This is a genomic window from Gimesia chilikensis (assembly GCF_007744075.1).
GTDB classification, from domain to species: Bacteria; Planctomycetota; Planctomycetia; order Planctomycetales; family Planctomycetaceae; genus Gimesia; species Gimesia chilikensis_A.
In genome coordinates this window covers 6579737-6603064 of record NZ_CP036266.1, presented here as the reverse complement: position 1 = coordinate 6603064, position 23328 = coordinate 6579737, and the positions used below count along the sequence as shown (strand labels likewise).

Sequence of the window (23328 nt, the reverse complement as noted above, 5' to 3'; positions counted from 1 at the left end):
CTCGCTTATGTACCCTCTCCAGTAGCGATTTCAGCGTCAACTTGTGGCAGTCTGTCCGGTCCGTGGGCAATCAGGCGGGTGGCCAGGAAGAAATACAATACGGACAACAGCAGGTAAAGTCCCAGAAAGCCCAGCAGGGTAAACATCACGTTCCCTTCCGAAATATTCCGGGAGGCGCCGTCTGCGGTTTTCATCAATCCATAAATCAACCAGGGCTGCCGACCGATCTCAGCGGTAAACCAGCCTGCCGTATTGGCGATGAACGGAAAGGGCAGCGAAAGCATCAGCAGCCAGAGCAACCAGCGCGTGGTGTGCAATTTTCCTTTAAACAGCATCAGGCTACTCAGCCCCATCAGCGCGATGAAGATCGTACCTAAACCGGCCATGATGTGATACGAGAAGTAAAGCAGTTCAATATTGTCCGGCCAGAGATCGCGATCGTAGGCGGTCAATCCCTTCACTTCTGCATTCCAACTGGCATAGGTCAAAAAGGAAAGCACGTTGGGGATAATGATCGGGTTATCGATCTTAAGTTCATCCAGGTTGGGTTGGCCGATCAAAACCATGCCGGCACCATCTTCGGTATGAAAGTGGCCTTCCATGGCTGCGAACTTGACGGGCTGATGCTTCAACACCTGTTTCGCCTCCCAGTCTCCGGTCGGCATGACGGCGATCAGACTGGCTGTAAATCCGACGATTACGGAGACCTTCAAATACTTCCTCGAAATATCCACATGCTCTCGTTTCAGCAGATGGTAGGCGGCGATCGAAGACATGGTGAAGCTGCCCGTGATCACGGAGCCGGTCATCGTGTGCAGATACTGTTTGAGAGCCCAGGGATTGCTGAGCAGTGCCCAGATGCTGGTGAGGTGGTAGATGCCGTTCTCATCGATGCGATAACCTACCGGATGCTGCAGAAACGCGTTGGTACAGATAATGAAGTAGCCACTCAGCCATGTGCCTAGCAGTAAGAGAAACGAGACACCCCAGTGCAGTTTCTTACTGAGTTTCTTCTCCCCAAAGATCAACAGGTACAGAAACGCCGATTCCAGGAAGAAGGCGAAGATTCCCTCCATCGCCAGGGTCTGGCCCAGAATCGATCCGGTGGACTTCACCAGTTGAGACCAGTTCGTCCCGAACTGGAATTCAAGTGGAATCCCGGTGACCACCCCCATGACAAAGGTCAGTCCGAATATTTTCAGCCAGAAGCGAGCTGCGACATCGGCCCAGGCATGGCCGCGCAGTCCCAGTGTCTTGAGAATAAAAATCAGCAGTGCCAGGCCCATTGTCAGTTGGGGGAACAGATAATGAAACGAGGCGGTAAAAGCAAACTGCACGCGATGTAACAGGAGTGAATCCAGCATTCCTCTGATATCCAGACGCTGTGATCAGGAGGTGGCTTTCGCCACGCGCCCTGGTTCAAGTTTAGTTTTTAACTTCGGGAATATTTTGTAGCCAGTAAATCATGACTTTGCCTACTTTTTCCAGGCTCGCACCCGAGCAGGCACGGGGAACATCCCGTGTGGTATGCCAGGCCGGGTAATCGAAGTCGATGATGTCGCAGGTCGGAATCCCCGCGATTTCATTCAAGGGTAAATGATCGTCGCGGATCTCAAATTTTGCCTGGGGGATGAACTGCCTGACCCCCACTTTTTGTGCTGCCAGCCAGATGCTGCGCGTCAGCTGTGGAGCATACTTGATACTGTTCTTTTCCATGTAGATCGCGAGATTTTTATCGGCAATCATGTCGAACAGCACGCCGTATACGTATTCGTAGTCGCGCGGTTCCGATTTATATTGGTTTGCGAAATACTTGGAACCCAGAAAATAGGGATCGTTCTGTCGGTAGACCAGCTCTTCGCCGTCAAAGAAAACGAAATCGACTCCGTAGCCATGGCTGATTTTGAGCTCGGACATCAGGTTGCCGAGTTCCATCAGAAAGGCGACGCCGCTTGCACCATCGTTCGCACCGATGAACAGACCCTGCGGGTTGTAGCGGTCGCGATCGGGAAACGGACGTGTGTCGTAATGACAGGCCAGCAGGATGCGTTGTTTGGCATCCGGATTCCAGCTGACGATCATGTTGTTCATCCGCACGGGAGTGCCCCGGATGGGATGCGGCGCATCGAAGGACTGAAACTTAACCTGGGCCTTCAGCTCGCGAAAATGTTCGGCGATCAGTTTCTGCTGTTCCGCCATGCCGGTCGAACCGCTGACCCGCGACTTCAGGCGGCAGATTTTCGTGAGGTAGCCGAATGAACGGGAGGCATTGAATTCAGGCTCGGCGGCACAAGTGTGGTTTACCAGACAGAAGAAGTACACAGTCCCGATCATCAACGGGAAAAAGAATAAGAGAACGCGTCTGCCTGCCTGGGTAAATTGCATTTCCTGCCTGCTATCTGAAAAATCCGTTCAAAAATAGTCATCCCGCGAAGGTAGATTCTACATCAATAATAACCGGATCGACATACAAACTATAGCCACATACAGCACCGTGCGTATGAATGACTCTCCTTTACTCACCGCCAGGTGTGAGCCGATCCAGCCCCCAACGGACATCCCTACTGTCAGGTACAATCCGGTTGCCCAGTATATTTTACCCTGCCAGGCAAAAATGCCGATGGCGGCAATGGTGTAAATTGCGACGATGAAGACCTTATGCATGTTCGTGCGGACCAGATCGATCTTCATCAGGTTGTTCATGATCGCAATCAGGATAAACCCGATCCCTGCCTGAATGAAACCGCCATAAAAGCCAGCCAGTACCATCAACAGGTGTCCTGCCACCGAATGGCCTGTGGATTCTGCAGGCTCGGTTGCTACCGTACTCGCTTCCTGTGAACCGGCGGTCGGTTCCTCAGTGACATTCTGTGGGGGCTTTTTCTTTTTGCGTTGCCCCAGAATCATCGAGACCAGCACGCCCAGCATCACGGTTGCCAGGATACGGTTGAACCAGACACCTGTGATTTTGGTTCCCAGAAACGCTCCCAGAAAAGTACCGGGTAACGCACACAGCGCCAGGGAAAAGCTGAGTTTGAAGTCGGAAAATCCCTTCTGTCTGAAACCGGCGATCGCTGTGAGGTTCTGTCCCAGGATTGCCACGCGGGCCGTTCCATTTGTGACGGCCCCTGGAATTCCCAGAAAGATCATCGTTGGCATCACGATCAGAGAGCCACCGCCGGCCAGAACATTCAGCATACCTGCAATCACACCGACGCCAGCCAGTAATAAATTCTGCCACCAGTCCAAGGGATTGACTTTCTATTCTGTCTCGGGGGAATGAGTTACCGATGGTCGTCACCTGCATCGGGGGGTATAATGCATGCTATCGGCGTCTCAGTGTAAAAGTTTCCGCAGCAGAGTACCAAGTCAATCATGGTGAATTTACGGCAAACCCCCGTAATCTTTTTTGAGGAAAAGTCGTTCTGGACCACCGTTTTCTGTTCGACACTTCTGATATTGAGCTCTGCCTGCGAGTCGTCGGAATCGACGGATCTCACTGAGGCTGCTTCCCCTTCCCAGGCGTCCAATGAGTCGGTTACTCCCGTTCCGCTGGAAATCGGGGACTGGCGGCGTGTTGAAGAACTGATTCGAGAACACGCCGGCCAGATTGTTGTCGTCGATCTCTGGTCGACCTCCTGTCCCCCCTGCATACAGGAGTTCCCGGATTTCGTCGCTCTGCAGCAGCGGTTTCCTGAATCGGTGGTCTGCATCTCGTTCAATTGTGATTACTTCGGCGGGAAACGGCACTCGCCGGAATCATTCCGCCCTCAGGTGAAGCAGTTCCTGACAAAACAGCGGGCGCACTTTCCCAATATCCTGAGTAATGTTGCCGCTGAGGAATTCTTCCCTTCCATCGAGCTGGCTTCGATGCCCGCGACCTATGTTTATGATCGCCAGGGGAAAGTCGCTAAACGCTTTGACAATGATCATGGTTACTATGGCAAAGGGGGCTATACCTATCAGAAGGATGTGATCCCCTTTCTGAAATCTCTTGTCGAACAGCAGCAGACTAAATAACCAGGGCCGCGATCAGACCGGAGAGGACAATCCCGTCCCAGGTTCCCGCGCCACCAATGCTGATGGAGGGGGCTTCCAGTTTTTTGAAGTCATTCCAGTGCATCAGGTCAGCACCGATCAGGGGGCCGGAGATTCCAATCACGAAAGCAACCGGGGCACGCAGTGCTTCGAAGTCGCGACCGACTTCACCCGCCATCGGGGCGAGGATTCCAAAGCCCAGAATTGTGGAGCAGACAGCCACCAGCGGAGGGATGAAAAACGGAATCACAATTCCCATACCGGGTACCAGCCGCGAGGTGCGGTTGCAGATCAGAATATTCAATGCCATGCCGAAAATCATGGCCAGGGTGGGTGTCTGACCTCCTGCAAAGATGTATCGCGAGAGCCAGATCGCCAGCAGGACAGGAATGACACAGCCTCCCAGATTGACGGCCACGATCGCTTCCTGACGCAGTTTCTGCATCTGAGGCATGATCTGCACACCTCCCAGGGGGCCAAAGTAGGGAACATTCACCTCTTTATCCAGCGGGAAGCGGGCGATGGGGAAGTTGATCAGCGAACCGAAGATCATGCCGAACAGGACCAGAACCGCAGCCATGGGGCTCAAATGCAGGTTTCTCAGTGCGGTTTCTGCCAGATTCACGAACATCAGGGGCAGGATGCATCCCAGAAAGATCATCAGGCTGAACAGCATGCAGCCAGCGGCCTGGGCATTAGCGTAGGGATTCGGTTGCGGGCTCGACACGGGTTACTCTTTCCAGTCTATCTCTGCGACAGAGCGGCTTTTAGATACATTTACACAGGAGACCGGCGCGCCGGGCCGACTCCCGCGACATTTTAGCGGCTGAAGTCGCAATTCTGCAGGTTTTCAGCGGGAATATTCCGAACAATTCCTACCTTCTCGGTGAATTCGACTACCAGATACATCTGGTGAGGATGATTTTCCCCGACGTCCCGCTACAATTCAAAGTATGGCAGGAAATTCATTTGGACAAGCCTTTCGGATCACAACAGCTGGCGAAAGCCACGGTCCGGGCAACGTAGTTATTATTGATGGTGTTCCCCCGGGAATCCCGATAAGCGTGGAAGATCTGCTCGTCGACCTCAACCGGCGGAAACCCGGGCAGAGCAAGATCGTCACTCAGCGGAAAGAAGCCGATCATCCGGAAATTCTGGCGGGCGTCTTCGAAGGTGTGACCACCGGCACGAGTCTTGCCATCCTGATCCGGAACGAGGATCAGCGGAGCAAAGACTACAGCGATATCAAAGACAAGTATCGCCCCGGACACGCCGACTACACTTATGACGCCAAGTACGGTTTCCGCGATTATCGTGGTGGCGGGCGTTCCAGTGCACGTGAGACCAATGTGCGCGTAGCCGCGGGGGTGGTCGCCAAGAAAATCCTGCAGACGGCCTTCGGCGGACAGATCGTCGGCTATGTCACCCAGGTAGGGCATCTCAAAGCCGAGATCGCCGATCCCACCACGATCACCACAGAACAGGTCGAACAGTTTGCCGATGGGACACCGAATCCCGTGCGCTGTCCGGACCACGGTCTGGCACAGGAGATGATCTCGTTCATTGATCAGATCCGCAAAGACGGGGATTCAATTGGCGGTGTCGCGGAAGTCGTGGCTCTGAATGTTCCTCCGGGACTGGGTGAGCCGGTATTCGACAAACTCAAGGCAGACATCGCAAAAGCATTATTCAGCATCCCGGCCGTGCTGGGAGTCGAATATGGTTCCGGTTTTGGCTGTGCCACCATGCGGGGAAGCGAGAATAACGATCACTTTGTCGCGGAACAACACGAGGGTACGCCGGTCATCAGCACCGATTCCAATCGACATGGTGGTAGCCTGGGTGGCATTTCCACCGGACAGCCGCTGGTGTTCCGTGCCGCAGTGAAGCCAACCAGCAGCCTGCTGATTGAACAGCCCACCGTGACCCGCTCAGGAGAAGCAACGACGATCCGTACCAAGGGCCGTCACGATCCCTGCCTGCTGCCCCGGTTCGTCCCCATCGCGGAAGCCATGCTGGCCATAACGCTGGCTGATCACTGGTTACGCTGGCGGGCGCAGTGCGAAGCGACACCGGAGCGGCCCGACCACGTCTAACAGGAAGGAGCCTTATCTCATGGCCTGGATACAGAAACAGATCCGACTGCCCGCGCTGCCGCGCGGTTTTCATATCGTCACACGGGAAGTGCTCAGCGAAGTTCCTGAACTGTCCCAGATTGAAACCGGGTTGATGCATGTCTTCATCATGCATACCTCCGCCTCACTCTCGATTAATGAGAATGCGGATCCGGATGTCCCCGTCGATCTGGAAATGTCGTTCAACAAGATCGCCCCGGAATCGTTTCCCTATATTCATACCTGCGAAGGCCCCGATGACATGCCGGCGCATGTGAAAGCATCCATGATTGGAAATTCGTTGACGATCCCCATCAGCGGCGGGCGTCTCTGCCTGGGTACCTGGCAGGGGATTTATCTCTGCGAGCATCGTAACCACGGCGGCAGCCGACGACTGGTCGTCACGATTCAAGGCGAATAGGCGCTGTTGACCAGCGCCTGTCACCACAGCTTATTTGCCGACACAATACAGGTGCTTGTCCGAGCGGATAAACAGGTCGCCCCCATCGATGGCAGGTGAGGCGCTGAAATCTTCTTCGTCGGTTGTCAGACGATTGACGGCCAGCTGTTCCAGTTTGTCGCTGGCTTTAATCACGTACGTTTCACCGGAGCGGGAGACGAAATAGATTTTACCATCTGCAGCCACTGGCGAGGAATAATCACTGCCGCGGAAACCGCCGCCTCCCCGTCGTCCGCCAAAACCACCGCCTCTGGCGGGTTCTTCACTGGCCGTTAATCCGCTATCGGATTCCAGTCGGCCTCGGAAGATCCGTTCGCCCGTTTTGGCATCGATGCAGTTCACGATGCCACGCGAGAAGAAATAGATGCGTCCATCATAAAGGATCGGTGTTTCGATACGATTCGCATCCCGGCCCGACCAGAGCACGTTTGACTTGGTCACATCGCCACTGCCGTCTACCTTGACGGCGATCGATCCACCACCGCGTCCTTCGATGCCATACACCACGCCGTCCTTGCCGGCGATCACACTGGAACAGTAAGTGTCTGTGTCCATGGCTTCACAGTACCAGCGGAGTTTTCCATTTTCAGGATTCAGTCCCCAGATTTCATAAGGGACGCCGATCACCAGGTCGGTCCGCTCCTGGTTGACGGGGACAACGATGGGAGTCCCCCAGGTGGCGTTGAAACCCGTTGATTCCTGACGCCAGACTTCCTTACCGGTTTCATTATTGAGGGCCACCATGGCTTCACTCTCTGCAGAAGCAGTGACGATCAGCAGGTCTTTGTAGAGAATCGGACTGGAAGACGAGCCCCAGCGACGGGGATCAAGTTCATCTCCGATGATGGTCTGCCAGAGTTGCTTGCCTTCCATGTCGTACGCGACGGCTCCCGACTTGCCGAAATAGGCGTAGACGTGTTTCCCATCCGAAGTGGGAGTATGTGAGGCGAAGCCGTGTTCGGCGAACATTCCGGTATAGACATCTTCGGGCAGTACCGGTTTCACGCTGCGATCCCAGAGTACTTTCCCGGTCTTGCGATCCAGGCAGATCAGATGTCGTCTGAGATCTTTCTGGTCTCCGGGCGGCTCATTCCGGCTCATCCCGTAGCCCGACCAGCAGGTGACAAACACTTTGTCACCCACAATGATCGGGCTGGATGAACCGGGACCTGGTAGAGCCACTTTCCATTTCAGGTTTTTCTGACTACTCCACTCGGCAGGCGTAGCTTGTGTTTCGTCAGAAACACCCGATCCGTTTGGTCCCCGAAAACGCATCCAGTCTGCCTGAACGCTTGAGGAAATCAGCATCAACAAAGCGAAGACAGCAACGCGGGACTGCATAAAATCGTCCTTTGAAAAACAGGATGCGCTGGTGAACCAGACGGAAATAATGGGTCTTTAGTTATCAGAGTTGTCCGATTCGGGGCGTTTCGGGCGATCGCCGTCTGAGTTGCGACGTCCCCGATCACCACCACGGTCACCACGGTCTCCACCACGCGAACGGAAGCGAGCGTTGAACTGTTCTGCAGTTTTAGTCAGTTCTGCTTTATCCAGCGCCTTGTCCTTGTTGGTGTCGATGTTATCGAACATTCTCTGCATACGTTCGGGAAGCTCGTCCTTGGTAATTTTCCCGTCTTTGTTTTTGTCGTTGGCCATCATGCGTTCCACGAAGTCCCCGCCACCATCGCCATCGCGACGTCCGAAGCCACCACCGAATCCGCCACCAGGACCACGACGATCGCCATCACGACGACCAAAGTTACCGAAGTCGGGACGCAGTTCTTCCTGTGACAGTTTCCCGTCTTTATCTTTGTCCAGTTTCTTCAGCGAGGCAGTGGCGTTTTCCATCTCTTCTTTGGAGATTTCACCGTCTTTGTTGACGTCCAGGACGACGAAAATGGGGAGCATCATCATGAAATTGCCACGTCCGCCCGGACCACGATCACGCGGACCACGTTCACCATCACGTGGCCCACGTTCCCCATCACGGGGACCCCGTTCACGACCTTCGGGGCGATTACCACGCTCGGGACGGTCTCCTCCTTCAGGAGGTTGAGCTGAAAGCATGCTTGTGGCACTGATAGCGAGCAGGGTCGTGCCAACTGAAAGTAGACGAGTCAAACGCATCTGAGAGTCTCCGAACTGGAAATTAGAAATGTTAAGTTGATTCTATCAACAAGGTTACGGAAAAGACTGTCGAAAGGGGGCAGACGAAGCTCTGCCCGATCTTGCCAGTCTTAACGTAACTGCTGGAACTCAAGCTACAAAGATCAAACACGGAAGACGAGAAAATGTTTCGAAAAACTCGTCTTTCACCAGAATTTCATTAAGTTCGAAAGATGACTCCAAAGTCAGCTGATTGAAACAAAAAAACGCCCGCAGTCAGCCTGCGGGCGTTGGTCTCTGCGATTCGTGCTGAAGTGATCAGTGTCCTTCAGCTGAATCGGATTATTTAAAAGCGGTGATGCCCGGCATGGCGACGGGCGGAACCGGCATCGGGCCCCACTCGTAACTTGCGGGAGTCAGGTCTTCCTGCGAATTCATAGCTTCGTCCCAGGTAATGCTCTTACCGGTATAAGCAGCCATACGACCCATGATCGCCAGCATGGTGCTCTTGGTCATGTAGTCACCATTGTTGATCGGATTGCCGGAGCGGATGCTTTCGAAGAATTCATCGTGCTCGACCTGGTACATGTTTTTGCTTTTGTCGCGGAACTGCCAGGTCTTTTCCCCTTTGGGATCGTAGATACGATGCTTGAAGACATCGACGCGACCCTTGGTGCCGAATACGTGGTCTGATACATCGACAGCACAACCATCCTGCTGACGGCAGCGGCTGAAGCCTTTGACTCCGTTGGAATATTCGTAGACGATCGCGAAGTGGTCGTAAATGTGACCGTACTCTTTGCCGGTACGTGTCTGGCGGCCACCAGTACCACTGCAGGAGATTGGCGTCTGGTCGTTCATTGTCCAGGCCATTTTATCCAGGCTGTGGACATGCTGTTCGGTGTTGAAGTCACCAGACAACCAGGTGAAATAGAGCCAGTTGCGCATCTGCCATTCCATATCGCTCCATTCCGGCTCCCGCTTGAACATCCACAGACCGCGGGTGTTGTAGCTGCACTGGATTGCCATCACATCGCCGACGGCCCCTTCATGAATCTGCTTGAAGGTTTCCCGCATACCCTGGTGATAGCGCCAGCAGAGACCCGATACGATCGACAGGTTTTTCTCTTTGGCCAGCTTACAGGTTTCCATGACGGAACGAACACCCGGTGCATCGACGGCGACCGGCTTTTCAGCGAAGACGTGTTTTCCGGCTTCAATCGCGGCCCGCAACTGCATGGGGCGGAAGTGAGGCGGTGTGGTCAGCAGAACCACGTCCACACAGTCGATGACTTTCTGATAGGAATCAAAGCCGACGAATTTATGATCCGCGTCGACCTGCACCTGTTCGCCAACGGGGTTCTTTTTCAGGTTCTTATAACTCTTATCCAGATGATCGTAGAACGTGTCACCCATCGCGACCAGTCTGGCGTTTTTGTCAGCGGCGAGTGCCTGGGCGGCTGCCCCGGTTCCACGACCACCACAGCCCACCAGACCAACGCGGATTTCATCGCTGCCGGCGGCAAACACACTGGATTGCAGTGCGGCTGAGGGAGATGTTCCAGCAAAGACACTGCCTGTCAGAGTCGATGCAGCGACAGCTGCAGAACTGGATTTGATGAAATCACGACGCGTCGTCGACGCGGGAGTTGAAGTCTTTTCAGTATTCATAAGAGGATCCTGAGTTAATTAGTTTCATTACAAAATTGATGCTTTAGGATACCATAGCGGCTACTCTGTTTACGAGGCAAAAATGCGATCTGCTGGTAGTTTTTTGCAGAGCCTTGAACTCGTGAACAGATAACGCGTTGTTTACTGAGTGAGCCGGTCAATATGCTCGCGACCGAACCGCTCCAGGCTGGCCGCACCGAGATTTACATAATGCTGCCAGGTAGCCTGCAGGCGTTCCTGTTGTTGCGGCGTGAGGACTTTGATCTGGCGGGCAGGACAGCCGGCCCAGAGTGTCCCGGGGGGGACATGGATGCCTTCCCGTACCAGCGCCCCTGCAGCGATCAACGCGCCTTTTCCAATGACACAGCGGCTGAGGACCGTGGCGCCAATCGCGATCATGGCATCGTCTTCCACCACAGAGCCATGCACGATCGCCGCGTGTCCGAGCGTCACCCGATCTCCGAGGATACAGGGATGTCCATAATCGGTGTGCAGCACCGAGCCGTCCTGCACGTTCGTCTCTGCGCCAACTTCGATATATTCCAGGTCGCCCCGTAAGACACACTGATGCCAGATTGTGCTGCGGGCTTTGAGCCGCACGCGTCCCGTGACGATGGCATCGGGAGTCACCCAGGCGGTTGGATCGATGACCGGATAGGAGTGCAGCGCTTCCCAGTCACAGTCGACATCAGGATAAGGCAGTTCCGGAGGCGTCGGGATGCTATCTGCTTTGAGAGGCCATTCTGGTGATGATTCAAGGTTGTTCATGCGAGCTGACCTCCTGTTGCGTCGAGTCATCTGGTGACGTCTTGGAAAGTGAACTGTTGGGGATCGCGGGGCGTTTCTTCTCCATCAGGAACAGACCGCCGATCGTCAGCGCCGTTCCGCTCAAGAGCCAGACCGTCAGTTTTTCATCAAAAAAGAAGACGCCGGCAAACGCAGCCATCGCGGTCTGCGAGGCATTAAGCAGGTTGACGCGTGTGACCGTGAGGTGCTTCATGGACGCACCAATGGCAAAGAAGGCGATGGCATTCATGATGCCACCCACCAGCATCACCAGGTATTGCCAGGGAGTCGTGACCCACAGGATCTCGATGCCAAGCCGATAGAAGGCCACGCCTGTCAGGCAGACCATACCGGTCGTACTGATGAGTACCAGTGACGCGGAGATCGACATCTCTCCGCGCACGGTTCCACGAATCATGACCCCACCGGCTCCATAAGCGCAGCCAGCCACACAGGCAACAAAGATGGTCAGAGCAACCGTCACCATGGAGCGGGTATGGTGCTCCATGTGTTCGAATACAGATTCTTCCGCCTGATGCGCCCCCAGGCTGAGTACGACAATGGCAGCCGTCAGGATGACCATGGAAGCAAACATGCGCGGGGTAATCGCCTCTTCCAGGAACAGGCGTCCCAGGATGGCCCCGGTGGCGAGCAGGGTCGCAAAACAGAGCGGAACCGTGAAGGCAAGTCCACCGAGGCTCAGCGACCATTGGAACATGACGTTCCCGCCGAACTGCATGAGCAGCCCGGTCAGGATCAGTGGAATGACCAGACGGCTGGGAGGCAGAGCCGGTAATCCTCTGGAACCGCGATAGGCAACCAGCGTCCAGCCCACAATGGTTGCGGGAATGGATTTCAACGCGGAGATCCAGATGGCCCAGTCGGCGTTATTGTCGACCGCGGCTTCCCGTAGTGAGATGTTGGCGGCTGTGTAGGCCAGCGCAGAAAGCAACCCGAACAGTGTGCCTTTGACTACGGGAGACAAGCCTTCGCTCGCCTGATTCTCACTCTGATCTGTCGCGGCGGAATCAGAAGGGTTCGCTGAAGACGCGTTAGAAATCTTGTTCACCCTCTTGCTCCAGGCGCTGCAATTCGATCAGCCGTGGATCCAGATCTTCCACAATGGCATAGCGTCCATCAGACCAGCGGAAGAAATCGACATCCCGGCACTTCTTGCTGCAGAATGGAAAAGCAGACTGGTCGTCACCAGCTTTTGTAGTGACGACCTTGCGGCAAATGGGGCAGGTTTGAGGTTGGATCATGGGAGCCTCAGACGAAAAGAGTAGCTGAATCGGCGTCTGATTCTCTTATAGATCATTCCCGGTCAAATTTCAAAGGTAATCAGGAATCCTTGGAACCGCTCTTGGAAGAGGATCCGGAGTCGCTGCTGGAACTTTTGGATTCGGAACTGGCGGACTGTGCTTTAGAGTCAGCTGCAGCAGCCTTTTTGTAAGAACTGCTGCGGTAATCCGTTTCGTAAAAACCGCTTCCCTTGAAAATGATACCGCCGCCAGCACCAATGATGCGTTTGGCTTTCAGCTTGCCACACTCCGGGCATTTACGAAGTGGCTTGGCAGTGATGGACTGAAACACTTCCCACTGGTGATGACACTGGGAGCATTCGTAATCGTACGTTGGCATCTTTCGATTCTCTCAAAAAACAGTGAATATAGAATACTGATCAGTTTTCAGCTGGTCCCGAGGAGACAATCACTTTACTCGGACGCACCACCCGGTCGTTCAGGATAAAGCCCTGCTCCAGTTCCTGGATGACAGTCATCGATGGATATTCGTCAGAAGGCATCTGCTGTAAAGCTTCGTGCAGGTTCGGATCAAAGGGCTGTCCGACCGCTTCAATGGCTTTGACATTATTTTTCGCGAAGACATCCAGGATCTGCTTGGCTACCATTTCGACACCGAGCTTCAGGTCGTTGACGTTGTCTGCGTTTTCAGCAGCTTCCACGGCCCGTTTCAGGTTATCCAGTGCGGGGAGCATGTCCTGCACAAAAGGTGCTGCTGCGTACTGACGCAGTTCAGCCAGTTCCCGCTGATGACGTTTGCGTGTGTTATCCAGCTCAGCCTGGGAACGCAGAAAACGGTTCTGGTTTTCATCGCGTTCAGCCAGAGCGGTTTCGAGCTGTGCTTCGACTGAGGCTGAGTTCTCTGCTGCTTCCGTTTCGGCAGCAGCAGATTCCTGTGTCTGATTCTGAATGTCTTCTGGTTGTTCCTGATCTGTCATGCTTCTGACCTGTAACTAACTCTATCTATTAAAATTAAGAAGATGAATCGTTGAAAACGATCTCGACTGTGATTGACCAACTCTGATCATTCAGCGTGCGTGAAATATTCCTTGAGTTTATCGAAAAACGAAACCCGACTCGGGCTGCGATGCTTGGAAACTTCCGAGTGTTCGATTTCAGCCAGTTCCCGGAGCAGTTCTTCTTCCCGCTCTGAAATTTTACGAGGCACATCAATCTGCACGATCACATGCAGATCTCCGCGTCGTCCGCCATGCGGATTCGGCATGCCCAGCCCTTTCAGGCGGTAGACTTCACCCGGCTGTGTTCCAGCTTTGATCTTCAGTTCGTGCCGTCCTTCCAGTGTGGGGATTTCAATCTCGGCCCCCAGAACCGCCTGAGTATAGGTAATCGGGACATGACAACTCAGTTCCTGTTCCTGGCGACGGAACAAGGGGTGTTCATCGACGCTGACGACGACATACAGATCACCGCGCGGGCCACCATTCTGGCCCGGGTTGCCCTCGCCTCTCAGGCAGAGTTGCATGCCGTTATCAATTCCGGGAGGGACTTTGATATCCAGTGTGATTTCCTTAGCGATGCGTCCGTCACCGCGACAGTCCGAACATTTTTCGACAATCACCTGTCCGGCGCCACGACAGCGGGGACAAGTTGTCTGAACGCGGAAAAAGCCCTGGGACTGCACAACCTGACCGGCTCCGCCACAGTAATCACATTCCTGAGGATCGGTTCCCGGTTTGGCTCCTGAACCGTGACAGGTTTCGCAGGGCTCCTGACGCATGATCTGGATTTCGCGTTCACAGCCTGAAGCTGCTTCCAGCAGATCAATCTCGATTTTGGTTCGCAGGCTCTCACCCTGACGCGGACGATTTCCCCCGCGTGTGGAACCGCCGCGGAAGCCGAACCCTTCAAACAGGTCGCCGAATGCGCTGAAAATATCAGACACATCATGGAACTGATGTCCGCCCCCCGCGCCGAAATCGGCGGCATGTCCGTAGCGGTCGTAGTGGGCCCGTTTTTGATCGTCGCCCAGAACTTCGAAGGCTTCAGCAGCTTCCTTGAACCGTTTGATGGCTTCTTCGTCACCCGGGTTACGGTCCGGGTGATTGGCGAGCGCCATCTTCTTGTAGGCTTTTTTGATCTCTACCGTGGTCACGTCGCGCGATACGCCGAGAACTTCATAATAATCGCGTTTCGTTGCCATAAATACAAACTCATCATTTTAAAGTAGCGAAATATCCCCGGTCCGCTGCGGAGGTATTTCGGTTTCAAGCAGCTCAATCAGAACTGAAAAAAACGGGCCACCTTATTTCGGCGGCCCGTCTGAGATTACATCATTTCGTCTGAGTTCGAAATTCGATTTCAGACTGCAGCCGAAATTATCTTACACTGCCTTCAACGTTGGCCAGCTTACCACCTTCGGTGCTTTCACTGCGAGTGATAAGTACCTGGGTTGTGAGCATCAGGCCTGCGATTGAGGCGGCGTTTTTCAGAGCGTTCTTGACAACCTTGGCAGGATCGATGATGCCGGCTTTGAACATGTCAACATATTCGCCGCTGTAGGCATTGTATCCGTGAGCGCCACTCAGCGCTTTCACTTCATCAGCGATCACAGCACCGTCAACACCGCAGTTTTCTGCGATCTGACGAATCGGGCCTTCCAGGGCACGGGCAACAATGTTGATACCGATTTTCTCGTCATCGTTCTTGCCTTTGACCTTGGTGACCGCTTCAATGGATCGCAGCAGAGCCACGCCACCGCCGGGAAGAATGCCTTCTTCGACAGCAGCACGAGTTGCGTGCAGTGCATCTTCCATACGGGCTTTGGTCTGTTTCATTTCTGCTTCGGTGGCTGCACCGACAGAGATGATGGCGACGCCGCCGGTCAGTTTTGCCAGGCGTTCCTGGAATTTTTCGCGATCGTATTCGCTTTCGGTCTTCTGCAACTGTCCGCGGATCTGGGCGACGCGCGCTTGCAGGGCTTCGGTATCGCCGGCACCTTCGATCAGAGTGCAGGAGTCTTTGGTGATTTCGATCTGTTTGGCCTGTCCCAGCTGGGCCAGTTCGACAGATTCGAGTTTGATGCCGAGGTCTTCTGAGATCACGGTACCACCGGTGAGAACGGCGATGTCAGCCAGCATGGCTTTACGACGGTCACCGAAGCCGGGAGCTTTCACAGCAGCAATATTCAGAACGCCACGCAGTTTGTTCACAACCAGGGCGGTCAGCGGCTCACCTTCGACATCTTCAGCGATGATCAGCAGGGGTTTACCGGTCTGAGACACTTTTTCCAGCAGTGGAACCAGATCCCGCAGGGCGGAGATCTTGGATTCGTGAATCAGAATGTAGCAGTCTTCCAGGATGCATTTCATGCCTTCAGTGTCAGTCACGAAGTAGGGAGAAATGTAACCTTTGTCGAACTGCATCCCGTCAGCGAAGGAGAGAGTGGTTTCGTTACCCTTACCTTCTTCAACGGTGATTACACCATCGCGACCGACTTTTTCAACTGCATCAGCGATGAGATTGCCGATTTCGTTGTCGTTGTTGGCGGAGATGGCACCGACCTGGGCAATTTCTGCTTTGTCAGTTACCGGCTTGGCCAGGGCTTCGATGGCTTCGACAGCTGCTTCAACGGCTTTGTCGATTCCACGGCGAACGACCATCGGGTTGGCACCCAGTGAAAGACCACGCAGACCTTCGGTGTAGATGGAACGAGCTAAAACTGTGGCAGTGGTCGTACCGTCACCAGCGATATCACTGGTCTTGGTTGCGACTTCATTGACCAGTTTGGCTCCCATGTTTTCGAAGGGATCTTCGACTTCCACTTCTTTACTGACTGTAACACCGTCTTTGGTGACCACGGGGTTACCAAAGTTTTTATCGATGATCACATTGCGCCCGGTGGGGCCCATGGTGATGGCTACAGCGTCGCTGATGGTTTGCACGCCTTTTTGCAGCTTGGTACGTGCGCGATCTTCAAACAAAAGTTGCTTTGCCACGCTTATTGACTCCTCTGTTTAACAGGAACGAACATTTGATCGGATTGCTCCGTTCTCCCCTGCGTGATTTTGGTTTGAATTAGATTCTCAACTCAGAGCAGAGACTGAAGTGCCGTGGGCACGTTCAGTCTCAGTCCGGTATTCCGATAAAAGAACGTTCTTTATTTCATGATTTTGGCGAGAATGTCGCTCTCGCGCAGAATCTTGACTTCCTTGCCGGAAACTTCGATGTCGGTTCCGCCGTATTTGCCGTACAGAACTTCGTCGCCTACTTCAACGGCAACCGGGCAGCGTTCGCCACTTTCCAGCAGACGTCCAGGACCAACGGCGATCACGGTGCCACTCTGGGGCTTTTCCTGTGCCGTGTCAGGCAGCACGATACCACCGGCAGTGGTTTCTTCAGCAACATTGGGTTCAATAACAATACGGTCATCAAGGGGATTCAGTTCCATTAAGTTAACTCCCGATTATTCCAGTAAGTCTGGTTGTATTTGTGAAGCCGGGATTCAGACCCGGTATAAATTGTTACAAACAACAGGCGGGGCCCGGTACAGGGCCCCATCGATCTGCAGAGAGACCGACGATACGAGACTAGAAGCCTCCCATGCCAGGCATTCCCATTCCGGGCATTCCGCCGCCCATTCCAGGCATGCCACCCATGCCGCCCATACCACCCATGTCGTGGTGGTCATCATGATGATGATCGTCTTCTTCTTCCTTGGGTTCTTCAACCACGATGGAATCAGTTGTCATCAGCAGGCAGGCAACGCTGGCTCCGTTCTGCAGAGTGGAACGAACCACTTTGGCAGGGTCCACAACGCCGAACTCGAACATATCGCCGTAGCGATCATTCAGAGCGTCGTAACCATAGGAAGCACTCTTGTCTTTCTTGACGCGGTTGCTGACAACCGAACCGTCCAGACCGGCGTTTTCAGCGATTGCACGCAGAGGCATTTCCAGAACTTTCTGAACCAGAGATACTCCCAGAGCCTGGTCGCCGGACAGTTTCAGGCTTTCCAGAGCTTTGGCAGATCGCAGCAGGGCGATTCCACCACCGGGCACGATCCCTTCTTCGATGGCAGCACGCGTAGCGGCCAGAGCATCGTCGATAAGGTCTTTGCGTTCTTTCATTTCTGTTTCAGTTGCAGCACCGACATTGATCTGGGCAACGCCACCGGCCAGTTTAGCCAGACGTTCCTGCAGTTTTTCGCGATCGTATTCGCTGTCGGTAACTTCGATTTCTGCCCGGATCTGCTCGGCACGACCGTTGACGGCTGCCTTGCTTCCGGAACCGCTGACGATAGTGGTGTTGTCTGAGCTGATGTGAAGCTTCTTGGCCTGTCCCAGGTCTTTCAGTTCAACAGACTCAAGTTTGATTCCCAGATCTTTGAAGATCGCACGGCCGCCGGTGAGGACAGCAATGTCTTCCAGCATGGCTTTACGACGGTCGCCGTAACCGGGAGCTTTCACGGCACAGACTTTGAGGATGCCACGCAGCTTGTTGACGACCAGAGTGGCGAGTGCTTCGCCTTCGATGTCTTCAGCAATGATCAGCAGCGGAGAACCTTCTTTGGAAATCTGTTCCAGCAGCGGAACGAGTGTCTGAGCAGAGCTGATCTTTTCTTCGTAGATCAGGATCTTGGCCCGTTCCAGGTCACAGGTCTGATTGTCTTCGTCGGTGACGAAGTGCGGAGACAGGAAGCCGCGTTCGAACTGCATGCCTTCTACCAGATCGACATCAGTAGTGACGCCACGTCCTTCTTCGACAGTGATCACACCATCAGCGCCGACCTTCAGCAGAGCATCTGCCAGGATCTTGCCGATTTCCGGATCGTTGTTACCAGCGATGGTCGCAACAGTCTGGATGGCTTTCTTGTCATTTCCTTTTACTTCTTTGGAGATCTTACCGATCTGTTCGACAACTGCCTCAACAGCTTTCTGTACGCCACGGCTGAGGGCCATCGGGTCTGCGCCGGAAGCGATGTACTTCAGACCTTCCCGGAAAATGGCTTCTGCCAGTACGGTTGCTGTTGTGGTGCCGTCTCCAGCAACGTCGTTTGTTTTCGATGCTGCTTCTTTCACCAGCTGGACGCCCATGTTTTCAAACGGGTCTTCCAGTTCGATGTCTTCGGCAACAGTCACGCCGTCTTTGGTGACCTTCGGGGTTCCCCAGCCTTTGTCCAAGACAGCATTTCGCCCTCGCGGCCCAAGCGTACTGCTTACAGCCCGCGACAATTTAGCGACTCCTGCCAATAAACTCTTTCTGGCCTCTTCGTCAAAGCTTAAAAGTTTTGCCACAGTCTCTCCTCAACCAGCAATAAATGGCCAATAATTTTGCCCATGACCACGATGATCCCTCACACGCCTCGTGCCGCGCTTCCTGTTGGTCACAGGGGGCTGGTGTGTGAGTACAAATAGGTGTAAGTACGACAAAGATGGCAGGATCCAGGCTGGACCCTGTCCACGACGCCCAGTAATTGCAATCATCATGCCAATCGGAAGGTGGTGTTGTAAGATGTTATATATCAGAGGTTAACGGGAATCTCTTATTGAGCATGCTTGACGTCAACTGCCAACTTGGCAGAGAAATTGTTGCTGTCAGGCCAGCTGCCGGAGCGTCCCAGGCAGGGAGGTTGCAGGCACCGTCAAAACTGACAGAGTGTCGAGTTTCCGCGCCAGACAGATGCCGGAGTGTTGATGTGTGGCAGTGCCTGCTTAATCCGCAGGCAACGACCGCTGATGTTGCCTTATTAATCTGCATGCGAACTGGTGGCTCGACTCACTTTCCGTAAATATTAATTTAATATGAGATGATGTAAAGCATTACATGAAATATAGATAAGGGTTGTTCTAACTGTCGCAAATCAGATTGAGGCACACTGTTTGCATTATGCCCATTTACCAAATAAGTGCTCATTTTATTGATTGGTATTTAGGGGTCACGATCAGAACAAATTGATTGTCCAAACAGTAGATTAAACAACATCTGACGAAGACTCCGGGAAAGGTTTGCGACAAAATGAATTGGAAACATGCGCTCATGGGCTTGACGGCAAGCCTTGTCGTTGTTTTGGCAGTATCACAGCCAGCTTGGGCTTATCAGGACGAAGCAGCTCCTGAAGAGAAACCAGCCGCAGCAGAAACTGCTGCCCCTGCTGAAACAACAGAAGAAGCACCCGCAGCAGAGGAAGCTCCTCAGCTTTCATTATCAGAGCTTTACTACGCACTTGATAACAGTATGTTATTCCTCTGTGCTGTTCTGGTGCTGTTCATGCAGTCTGGCTTCGCTATGGTCGAGTCCGGATTCAACTCTTCCAAAAATACCATCAACATTCTCTTTAAGAACTTAATGGATGTCTGTGCCGGCGTGCTGGTTTATTACGCTGTCGGTTACGGTCTGATGTATCCAGGGGATGCCGGTAACGGTTACTTTGGTTTCGCACAGTTCGGAATCGGCGAAGCCGGAGATCCAGGCCCAGGAGTTCTGCATCCGCAGGTTGACTTCCTGTTCCAGGTTGCCTTCGCAGCGACTGCTGCCACCATCGTCTCTGGTGCCGTTGCCGGTCGTCTGAAATTCAGCTCTTACCTGATCTACAGTATCATCCTGACCGGTATCATCTACCCAATCAGTGGTTACTGGAAATGGGGCGGTGGCTGGTTGGATGCCATGGGCTTCTACGACTTTGCTGGTTCAATTGTTGTGCATGCTGTCGGTGGTTTCGCCGGTCTGGCTGGTGCACTTGTCCTCGGACCCCGGATTGGTCGCTTCAAAGACGGCAAATCGGTTCCGATTCCTGGACACAACATTGCTCAGGCAACACTGGGTGTCTTCATCTTGTGGGTAGGCTGGTACGGGTTTAATCCTGGTAGTCAGCTGGCCTTCGCTGGAACTGACAACACCAACGCTGTGATGCTAATCGCTACTAACACAACCCTCGCTGCAGCCGCCGGTGGTGTGGCCGCAATGATCCTGGGTTGGATCATGTACTCAAAACCGGATATCTCCATGGCCCTGAACGGTGTACTGGCTGGTCTGGTAGGTATCACCGCTAACTGTGACAGTGTCTCTAACATCGAAGCAATTGTCATCGGCGTGGTTGCCGGTCTGCTGGTTGTCTTCGGTATCCTGGCACTCGAGAAACTCAAAATCGACGATCCCGTCGGTGCCTTCCCTGTCCACGGACTGTGTGGTATCTGGGGTGGTGTCGCCACCGGTATCTTCGGTGACTACAACATCGTAACCCAGGTGATTGGATCTGTTGTGATCCCGGCATACGCCTTCATCACCATGTTTATTCTCTTCACATTCCTGAAGGTCATCGGACAGCTCCGAGTCTCTGAGGAAGATGAATTGAAAGGTCTGGACCTGTCTGAGCACGGAATGCAAGCTTACCACTAGTCCAACCTGACACGAACACTGGTACTTTGCAGGAGGTACCGTAAAGTGTGACTGACTGATGGCTTGAGAAATGAGTTCTCTCGCCATCAGTTTTTTTATGCGCGGTCAGTAATACAGGAGTATTTGCCGCTGAAGAAATTTCCCTGAATCCTTGTGAACCGGCCACCGCTTGCTTAATGTAACGGAAAGGTATTCAGATGTGATTAATCCTTTCGAGCCTGTGTTCGCCTCAAGGAGTGTGGAAATGGCAAAGTATGTACTGGCGTTAGATCAGGGAACGACATCCAGTCGATCAATTCTGTTTAATCATCAGGGGCAGATTGAGGCCACTTCCCAGGAGGAGTTCGAGCAGATCTTTCCCTCGCCGGGGCTGGTGGAACACGATCCCGAGGCGATCTGGGAATCACAGCTGGCAACCGCCCGCGAAGTGATCGATCAATCGGGGGCGGCGCTCTCTGAGATCGCAGCGATCGGCATTACGAATCAGCGGGAAACGATTGTCCTCTGGGATAAAGCGAGCGGCAAACCGGTTTCCAATGCGATTGTCTGGCAGAGCCGACTGACGGCCGGCCGCTGTGATCAGCTCAAAGCAGAAGGATATGAAGACCTGTTCCGCGAGAAGACTGGACTGTTACTGGATGCCTATTTCTCCGGGACCAAAATTGAATACCTGCTCAATACGGTTGAAGGATTACGGGAGCAGGCCCAGGCAGGCAAAATTCTGTTTGGTACGATCGACTCTTTTCTGATCTGGCGGCTGACGGGGGGAAAGGTGCATGTGACCGATCCAACCAATGCCTGTCGCACCCTGCTCTATAATATTCATACACACGAGTGGGATGACGAACTGCTGCAGATCTTCGATATTCCCCGCTGCATGTTGCCCGAAGTCAAAAGTTCCAGCGAGGTTTATGGTGAGACCGACCCCGCGCTGTTTGGCGAGTCGATCAAAATTGCCGGTATCGCAGGGGACCAGCAGGCAGCGACCTTCGGTCAGGGCTGTTTTGAACCCGGGGCAGCGAAGAATACCTACGGAACCGGCTGTTTTATGCTGATGAATACCGGCGATAAACCGGTGCTTTCGCAGAACGGTCTGCTGACCACGATCGGCTGGAGTATCAATGGCAAAGTGACATACTGTCTGGAAGGTTCTATTTTCGTGGCCGGGGCAGCAATCCAGTGGCTCAGGGATGGACTGCAGATCATTGAGTCAGCGTCTGAAATTGAGGACCTGGCAGGCCAGGTGGAAGATACCGGCGATGTCTTCTTCGTCCCTGCCTTTGTGGGACTGGGGGCACCCTACTGGGATCAGGATGCTCGCGGAACTCTGATTGGTCTGACGCGGGGCGCTACCAGAGCTCATGTTGCACGGGCGGTCCTGGAGTCGCTGGCATACCAGACCTGCGATGTGCTGCACGCCATGGAGCAGGATTCACAGATCAAGTTGAAAACTCTCAAGGTGGATGGGGGTGCGGCTGCGAATGGTCTGTTGATGCAGTTTCAGGCGGATATGCTCGATGTTCCCGCTCAGCGTCCGGTGGTCCATGAAACGACAGCTCTGGGAGCCGCCTATCTGGCAGGCCTGGCTGTTGGCTTCTGGCACGATCAGGCAGAGGTGACCCGCAACTGGGCTCTCGATGCAGAATTCCAGCCGCAGATGGAGGCTTCGCGACGTGAAGAATTGTATCAACGCTGGAAGCAGGCGGTGGAACGTTCGCGAGACTGGGTCTGATTCGGTCGATTTATGCGGAAATCTGCCGGGTGCTCACACATTGCTGGTCGGCAGGCGCGCCAGGTTTTGATCGGTTCCGATGATGAGCAGGATGTCTGATTCCTGAATCTGATAGTCGGGGTGAGGTACACAGTCGGTCGTATAAACCTTCCCCGTATTCTTTTCGATCTCCGCGGAATTCCGTTTACGAATGGCGACCACGTTTACGGAATATTTGGAACGCAGCGACAGCTCGGTTAGATTTTTGCCGACGAACTCTTTGGGTGTCATCAGCTCGATCATGGTATAGCCGTCGCCGACCTGGATGTAATCTTCCAGATGCGGATTAGCCAGCAGTCGTGCCAGATGAGCTCCCGCCTGAATCTCGGGCTGGATCACATCGGTTGCACCGACCTGGGTGAAGATCTCAGCGTGAAACTTTGACTGGGCACGACAGATGATCTTGGGAACTCCCATCTTCTTAATGATCACTGTGGTCAGCAGTGCCGATTCGAAATTTTCCCCGATCGAAATCACGCAGGCGTCGACTTTGTCTACGTCCTGGCTTTTGAGTGCCAGTTCATCAGTGGAATTCAGACGAACTGCAACCGCGACATCATCTTTGACCTCATTCACCAGCTTGTCCGAATGGTCGATGGCGATGACTTCCACTCCGCTGGCTCCCAGACGTTTGGCGAGTTCGGTACCAAAGCGGCCCAAACCGATGACTGCTACTTTAATCACGGGATCAGTTCTCCTCTGGAGGATGAGTTACATTAGATGGTC

Annotated in this window: 22 protein-coding genes; 5 read left to right on the top strand and 17 right to left on the bottom strand. The window is 53.7% G+C overall.

From position 1 onward, the window contains the following. Positions 1 to 5: 5 nt before the first annotated feature. The 3 genes from HG66A1_RS24945 to HG66A1_RS24935 form a co-directional block, all read right to left on the bottom strand. A complete protein-coding gene (locus HG66A1_RS24945) occupies positions 6 to 1364 on the bottom strand; it encodes a cytochrome ubiquinol oxidase subunit I (protein ID WP_145190591.1) in 1359 nt (452 codons plus the stop codon). A 61-nt stretch (positions 1365 to 1425) separates the two neighbouring features. Then, positions 1426 to 2385: a M28 family peptidase gene (locus HG66A1_RS24940; RefSeq protein ID WP_232106671.1), complete on the bottom strand. Its 960-nt coding sequence runs from the start codon at positions 2383 to 2385 to the stop codon at positions 1426 to 1428. A 57-nt stretch (positions 2386 to 2442) separates the two neighbouring features. Beyond that, positions 2443 to 3249: a sulfite exporter TauE/SafE family protein gene (locus HG66A1_RS24935; RefSeq protein ID WP_145190588.1), complete on the bottom strand. Its 807-nt coding sequence runs from the start codon at positions 3247 to 3249 to the stop codon at positions 2443 to 2445. Positions 3250 to 3375: 126 nt separating this feature from the next. Here HG66A1_RS24935 and HG66A1_RS24930 point away from each other — a divergent pair, with 126 nt between their 5' ends. Continuing rightward, positions 3376 to 4020: a TlpA disulfide reductase family protein gene (locus tag HG66A1_RS24930; RefSeq protein ID WP_145190585.1), complete on the top strand. Its 645-nt coding sequence runs from the start codon at positions 3376 to 3378 to the stop codon at positions 4018 to 4020. Here HG66A1_RS24930 and HG66A1_RS24925 read toward each other — a convergent pair. Next, on the bottom strand, positions 4013 to 4765 hold the full coding sequence (locus tag HG66A1_RS24925; RefSeq protein ID WP_145190582.1) for a DUF1614 domain-containing protein: 753 nt from the start codon (positions 4763 to 4765) through the stop codon (positions 4013 to 4015). The genes HG66A1_RS24930 and HG66A1_RS24925 overlap by 8 nt on opposite strands. Before the next feature lie 226 nt (positions 4766 to 4991). On the opposite strand from HG66A1_RS24925, the gene aroC reads away from it, so the two are divergent. Then, positions 4992 to 6134 carry a chorismate synthase gene (gene aroC / locus HG66A1_RS24920; protein WP_145190579.1) on the top strand — a complete coding sequence of 381 codons (1143 nt, stop codon included), beginning with the start codon at positions 4992 to 4994 and terminating at the stop codon, positions 6132 to 6134. Positions 6135 to 6153: 19 nt separating this feature from the next. Continuing rightward, entirely contained in the window at positions 6154 to 6573 is a 420-nt protein-coding gene (locus tag HG66A1_RS24915) for a secondary thiamine-phosphate synthase enzyme YjbQ (protein WP_145043458.1), read from the top strand. Between the two features lie 30 nt (positions 6574 to 6603). On the opposite strand, the gene HG66A1_RS24910 is transcribed toward HG66A1_RS24915, so the two are convergent. The 12 genes from HG66A1_RS24910 to groL (HG66A1_RS24855) form a co-directional block, all read right to left on the bottom strand. After that, positions 6604 to 7953 (bottom strand): PQQ-binding-like beta-propeller repeat protein, encoded by a 1350-nt coding sequence (locus HG66A1_RS24910; RefSeq protein WP_145190576.1) that lies wholly within the window; start codon positions 7951 to 7953, stop codon positions 6604 to 6606. 57 nt (positions 7954 to 8010) lie between these two features. Next, on the bottom strand, positions 8011 to 8739 hold the full coding sequence (locus HG66A1_RS24905) for a hypothetical protein (RefSeq protein ID WP_145190573.1): 729 nt from the start codon (positions 8737 to 8739) through the stop codon (positions 8011 to 8013). A 321-nt stretch (positions 8740 to 9060) separates the two neighbouring features. Next, entirely contained in the window at positions 9061 to 10389 is a 1329-nt protein-coding gene (locus tag HG66A1_RS24900) for a Gfo/Idh/MocA family protein (protein ID WP_145190571.1), read from the bottom strand. 141 nt (positions 10390 to 10530) lie between these two features. Further along, positions 10531 to 11157: a gamma carbonic anhydrase family protein gene (locus tag HG66A1_RS24895; protein WP_145190568.1), complete on the bottom strand. Its 627-nt coding sequence runs from the start codon at positions 11155 to 11157 to the stop codon at positions 10531 to 10533. Then, complete coding sequence (locus HG66A1_RS24890) at positions 11144 to 12244, bottom strand: DMT family transporter (protein ID WP_145190566.1); 1101 nt, start codon at positions 12242 to 12244, stop codon at positions 11144 to 11146. Before HG66A1_RS24890 ends, HG66A1_RS24895 begins: the two co-directional genes overlap by 14 nt. Then, positions 12228 to 12437 carry a DNA gyrase inhibitor YacG gene (locus tag HG66A1_RS24885; RefSeq protein ID WP_145043445.1) on the bottom strand — a complete coding sequence of 70 codons (210 nt, stop codon included), beginning with the start codon at positions 12435 to 12437 and terminating at the stop codon, positions 12228 to 12230. Before HG66A1_RS24885 ends, HG66A1_RS24890 begins: the two co-directional genes overlap by 17 nt. A gap of 79 nt (positions 12438 to 12516) precedes the next feature. Next, positions 12517 to 12816 carry an FmdB family zinc ribbon protein gene (locus HG66A1_RS24880; protein WP_145043443.1) on the bottom strand — a complete coding sequence of 100 codons (300 nt, stop codon included), beginning with the start codon at positions 12814 to 12816 and terminating at the stop codon, positions 12517 to 12519. 40 nt (positions 12817 to 12856) lie between these two features. After that, positions 12857 to 13414 (bottom strand): nucleotide exchange factor GrpE, encoded by a 558-nt coding sequence (gene grpE / locus HG66A1_RS24875; protein WP_145190561.1) that lies wholly within the window; start codon positions 13412 to 13414, stop codon positions 12857 to 12859. Positions 13415 to 13500: 86 nt separating this feature from the next. Continuing rightward, positions 13501 to 14637 (bottom strand): molecular chaperone DnaJ, encoded by a 1137-nt coding sequence (dnaJ, locus tag HG66A1_RS24870; RefSeq protein ID WP_145190558.1) that lies wholly within the window; start codon positions 14635 to 14637, stop codon positions 13501 to 13503. 175 nt (positions 14638 to 14812) lie between these two features. Next, on the bottom strand, positions 14813 to 16432 hold the full coding sequence (groL, locus tag HG66A1_RS24865; RefSeq protein WP_145190555.1) for a chaperonin GroEL: 1620 nt from the start codon (positions 16430 to 16432) through the stop codon (positions 14813 to 14815). 161 nt (positions 16433 to 16593) lie between these two features. After that, on the bottom strand, positions 16594 to 16884 hold the full coding sequence (gene groES / locus HG66A1_RS24860) for a co-chaperone GroES (protein ID WP_145043434.1): 291 nt from the start codon (positions 16882 to 16884) through the stop codon (positions 16594 to 16596). Between the two features lie 139 nt (positions 16885 to 17023). Beyond that, positions 17024 to 18730, bottom strand: a complete 1707-nt coding sequence (gene groL / locus HG66A1_RS24855; RefSeq protein WP_145190552.1) for a chaperonin GroEL — start codon at positions 18728 to 18730, stop codon at positions 17024 to 17026. Positions 18731 to 19451: 721 nt separating this feature from the next. On the opposite strand from groL (HG66A1_RS24855), the gene HG66A1_RS24850 reads away from it, so the two are divergent. Both HG66A1_RS24850 and glpK read left to right on the top strand, forming a co-directional pair. Then, positions 19452 to 20831 carry an ammonium transporter gene (locus tag HG66A1_RS24850; protein WP_145190549.1) on the top strand — a complete coding sequence of 460 codons (1380 nt, stop codon included), beginning with the start codon at positions 19452 to 19454 and terminating at the stop codon, positions 20829 to 20831. A gap of 244 nt (positions 20832 to 21075) precedes the next feature. Then, positions 21076 to 22563 (top strand): glycerol kinase GlpK, encoded by a 1488-nt coding sequence (glpK, locus tag HG66A1_RS24845; protein WP_145190545.1) that lies wholly within the window; start codon positions 21076 to 21078, stop codon positions 22561 to 22563. 33 nt (positions 22564 to 22596) lie between these two features. Here the strand turns inward: glpK and HG66A1_RS24840 are convergent, their stop codons facing one another. Next, positions 22597 to 23286 carry a potassium channel family protein gene (locus HG66A1_RS24840; protein ID WP_145190542.1) on the bottom strand — a complete coding sequence of 230 codons (690 nt, stop codon included), beginning with the start codon at positions 23284 to 23286 and terminating at the stop codon, positions 22597 to 22599. Between the last annotated feature and the right edge of the window lie 42 nt (positions 23287 to 23328).

Excerpts from the sequence above, each read along its gene's own strand:
- HG66A1_RS24940 (WP_232106671.1), bottom strand. The coding sequence starts at position 2,385 with ATGCAATTTACCCAGGCAGGCAGACGCGTTCTCTTATTCTTTTTCCCG.
- grpE (WP_145190561.1), bottom strand. The coding sequence starts at position 13,414 with ATGACAGATCAGGAACAACCAGAAGACATTCAGAATCAGACACAGGAA.
- groES (WP_145043434.1), bottom strand. The coding sequence starts at position 16,884 with ATGGAACTGAATCCCCTTGATGACCGTATTGTTATTGAACCCAATGTT.
- aroC (WP_145190579.1), top strand. The coding sequence starts at position 4,992 with ATGGCAGGAAATTCATTTGGACAAGCCTTTCGGATCACAACAGCTGGC.
- HG66A1_RS24895 (WP_145190568.1), bottom strand. The coding sequence starts at position 11,157 with ATGAACAACCTTGAATCATCACCAGAATGGCCTCTCAAAGCAGATAGC.
- HG66A1_RS24915 (WP_145043458.1), top strand. The coding sequence starts at position 6,154 with ATGGCCTGGATACAGAAACAGATCCGACTGCCCGCGCTGCCGCGCGGT.
- dnaJ (WP_145190558.1), bottom strand. The coding sequence starts at position 14,637 with ATGGCAACGAAACGCGATTATTATGAAGTTCTCGGCGTATCGCGCGAC.
- HG66A1_RS24850 (WP_145190549.1), top strand. The coding sequence starts at position 19,452 with ATGAATTGGAAACATGCGCTCATGGGCTTGACGGCAAGCCTTGTCGTT.
- HG66A1_RS24885 (WP_145043445.1), bottom strand. The coding sequence starts at position 12,437 with ATGATCCAACCTCAAACCTGCCCCATTTGCCGCAAGGTCGTCACTACA.
- HG66A1_RS24900 (WP_145190571.1), bottom strand. The coding sequence starts at position 10,389 with ATGAATACTGAAAAGACTTCAACTCCCGCGTCGACGACGCGTCGTGAT.
- HG66A1_RS24945 (WP_145190591.1), bottom strand. The coding sequence starts at position 1,364 with ATGCTGGATTCACTCCTGTTACATCGCGTGCAGTTTGCTTTTACCGCC.
- HG66A1_RS24880 (WP_145043443.1), bottom strand. The coding sequence starts at position 12,816 with ATGCCAACGTACGATTACGAATGCTCCCAGTGTCATCACCAGTGGGAA.
- HG66A1_RS24930 (WP_145190585.1), top strand. The coding sequence starts at position 3,376 with ATGGTGAATTTACGGCAAACCCCCGTAATCTTTTTTGAGGAAAAGTCG.
- glpK (WP_145190545.1), top strand. The coding sequence starts at position 21,076 with ATGGCAAAGTATGTACTGGCGTTAGATCAGGGAACGACATCCAGTCGA.
- HG66A1_RS24910 (WP_145190576.1), bottom strand. The coding sequence starts at position 7,953 with ATGCAGTCCCGCGTTGCTGTCTTCGCTTTGTTGATGCTGATTTCCTCA.
- HG66A1_RS24905 (WP_145190573.1), bottom strand. The coding sequence starts at position 8,739 with ATGCGTTTGACTCGTCTACTTTCAGTTGGCACGACCCTGCTCGCTATC.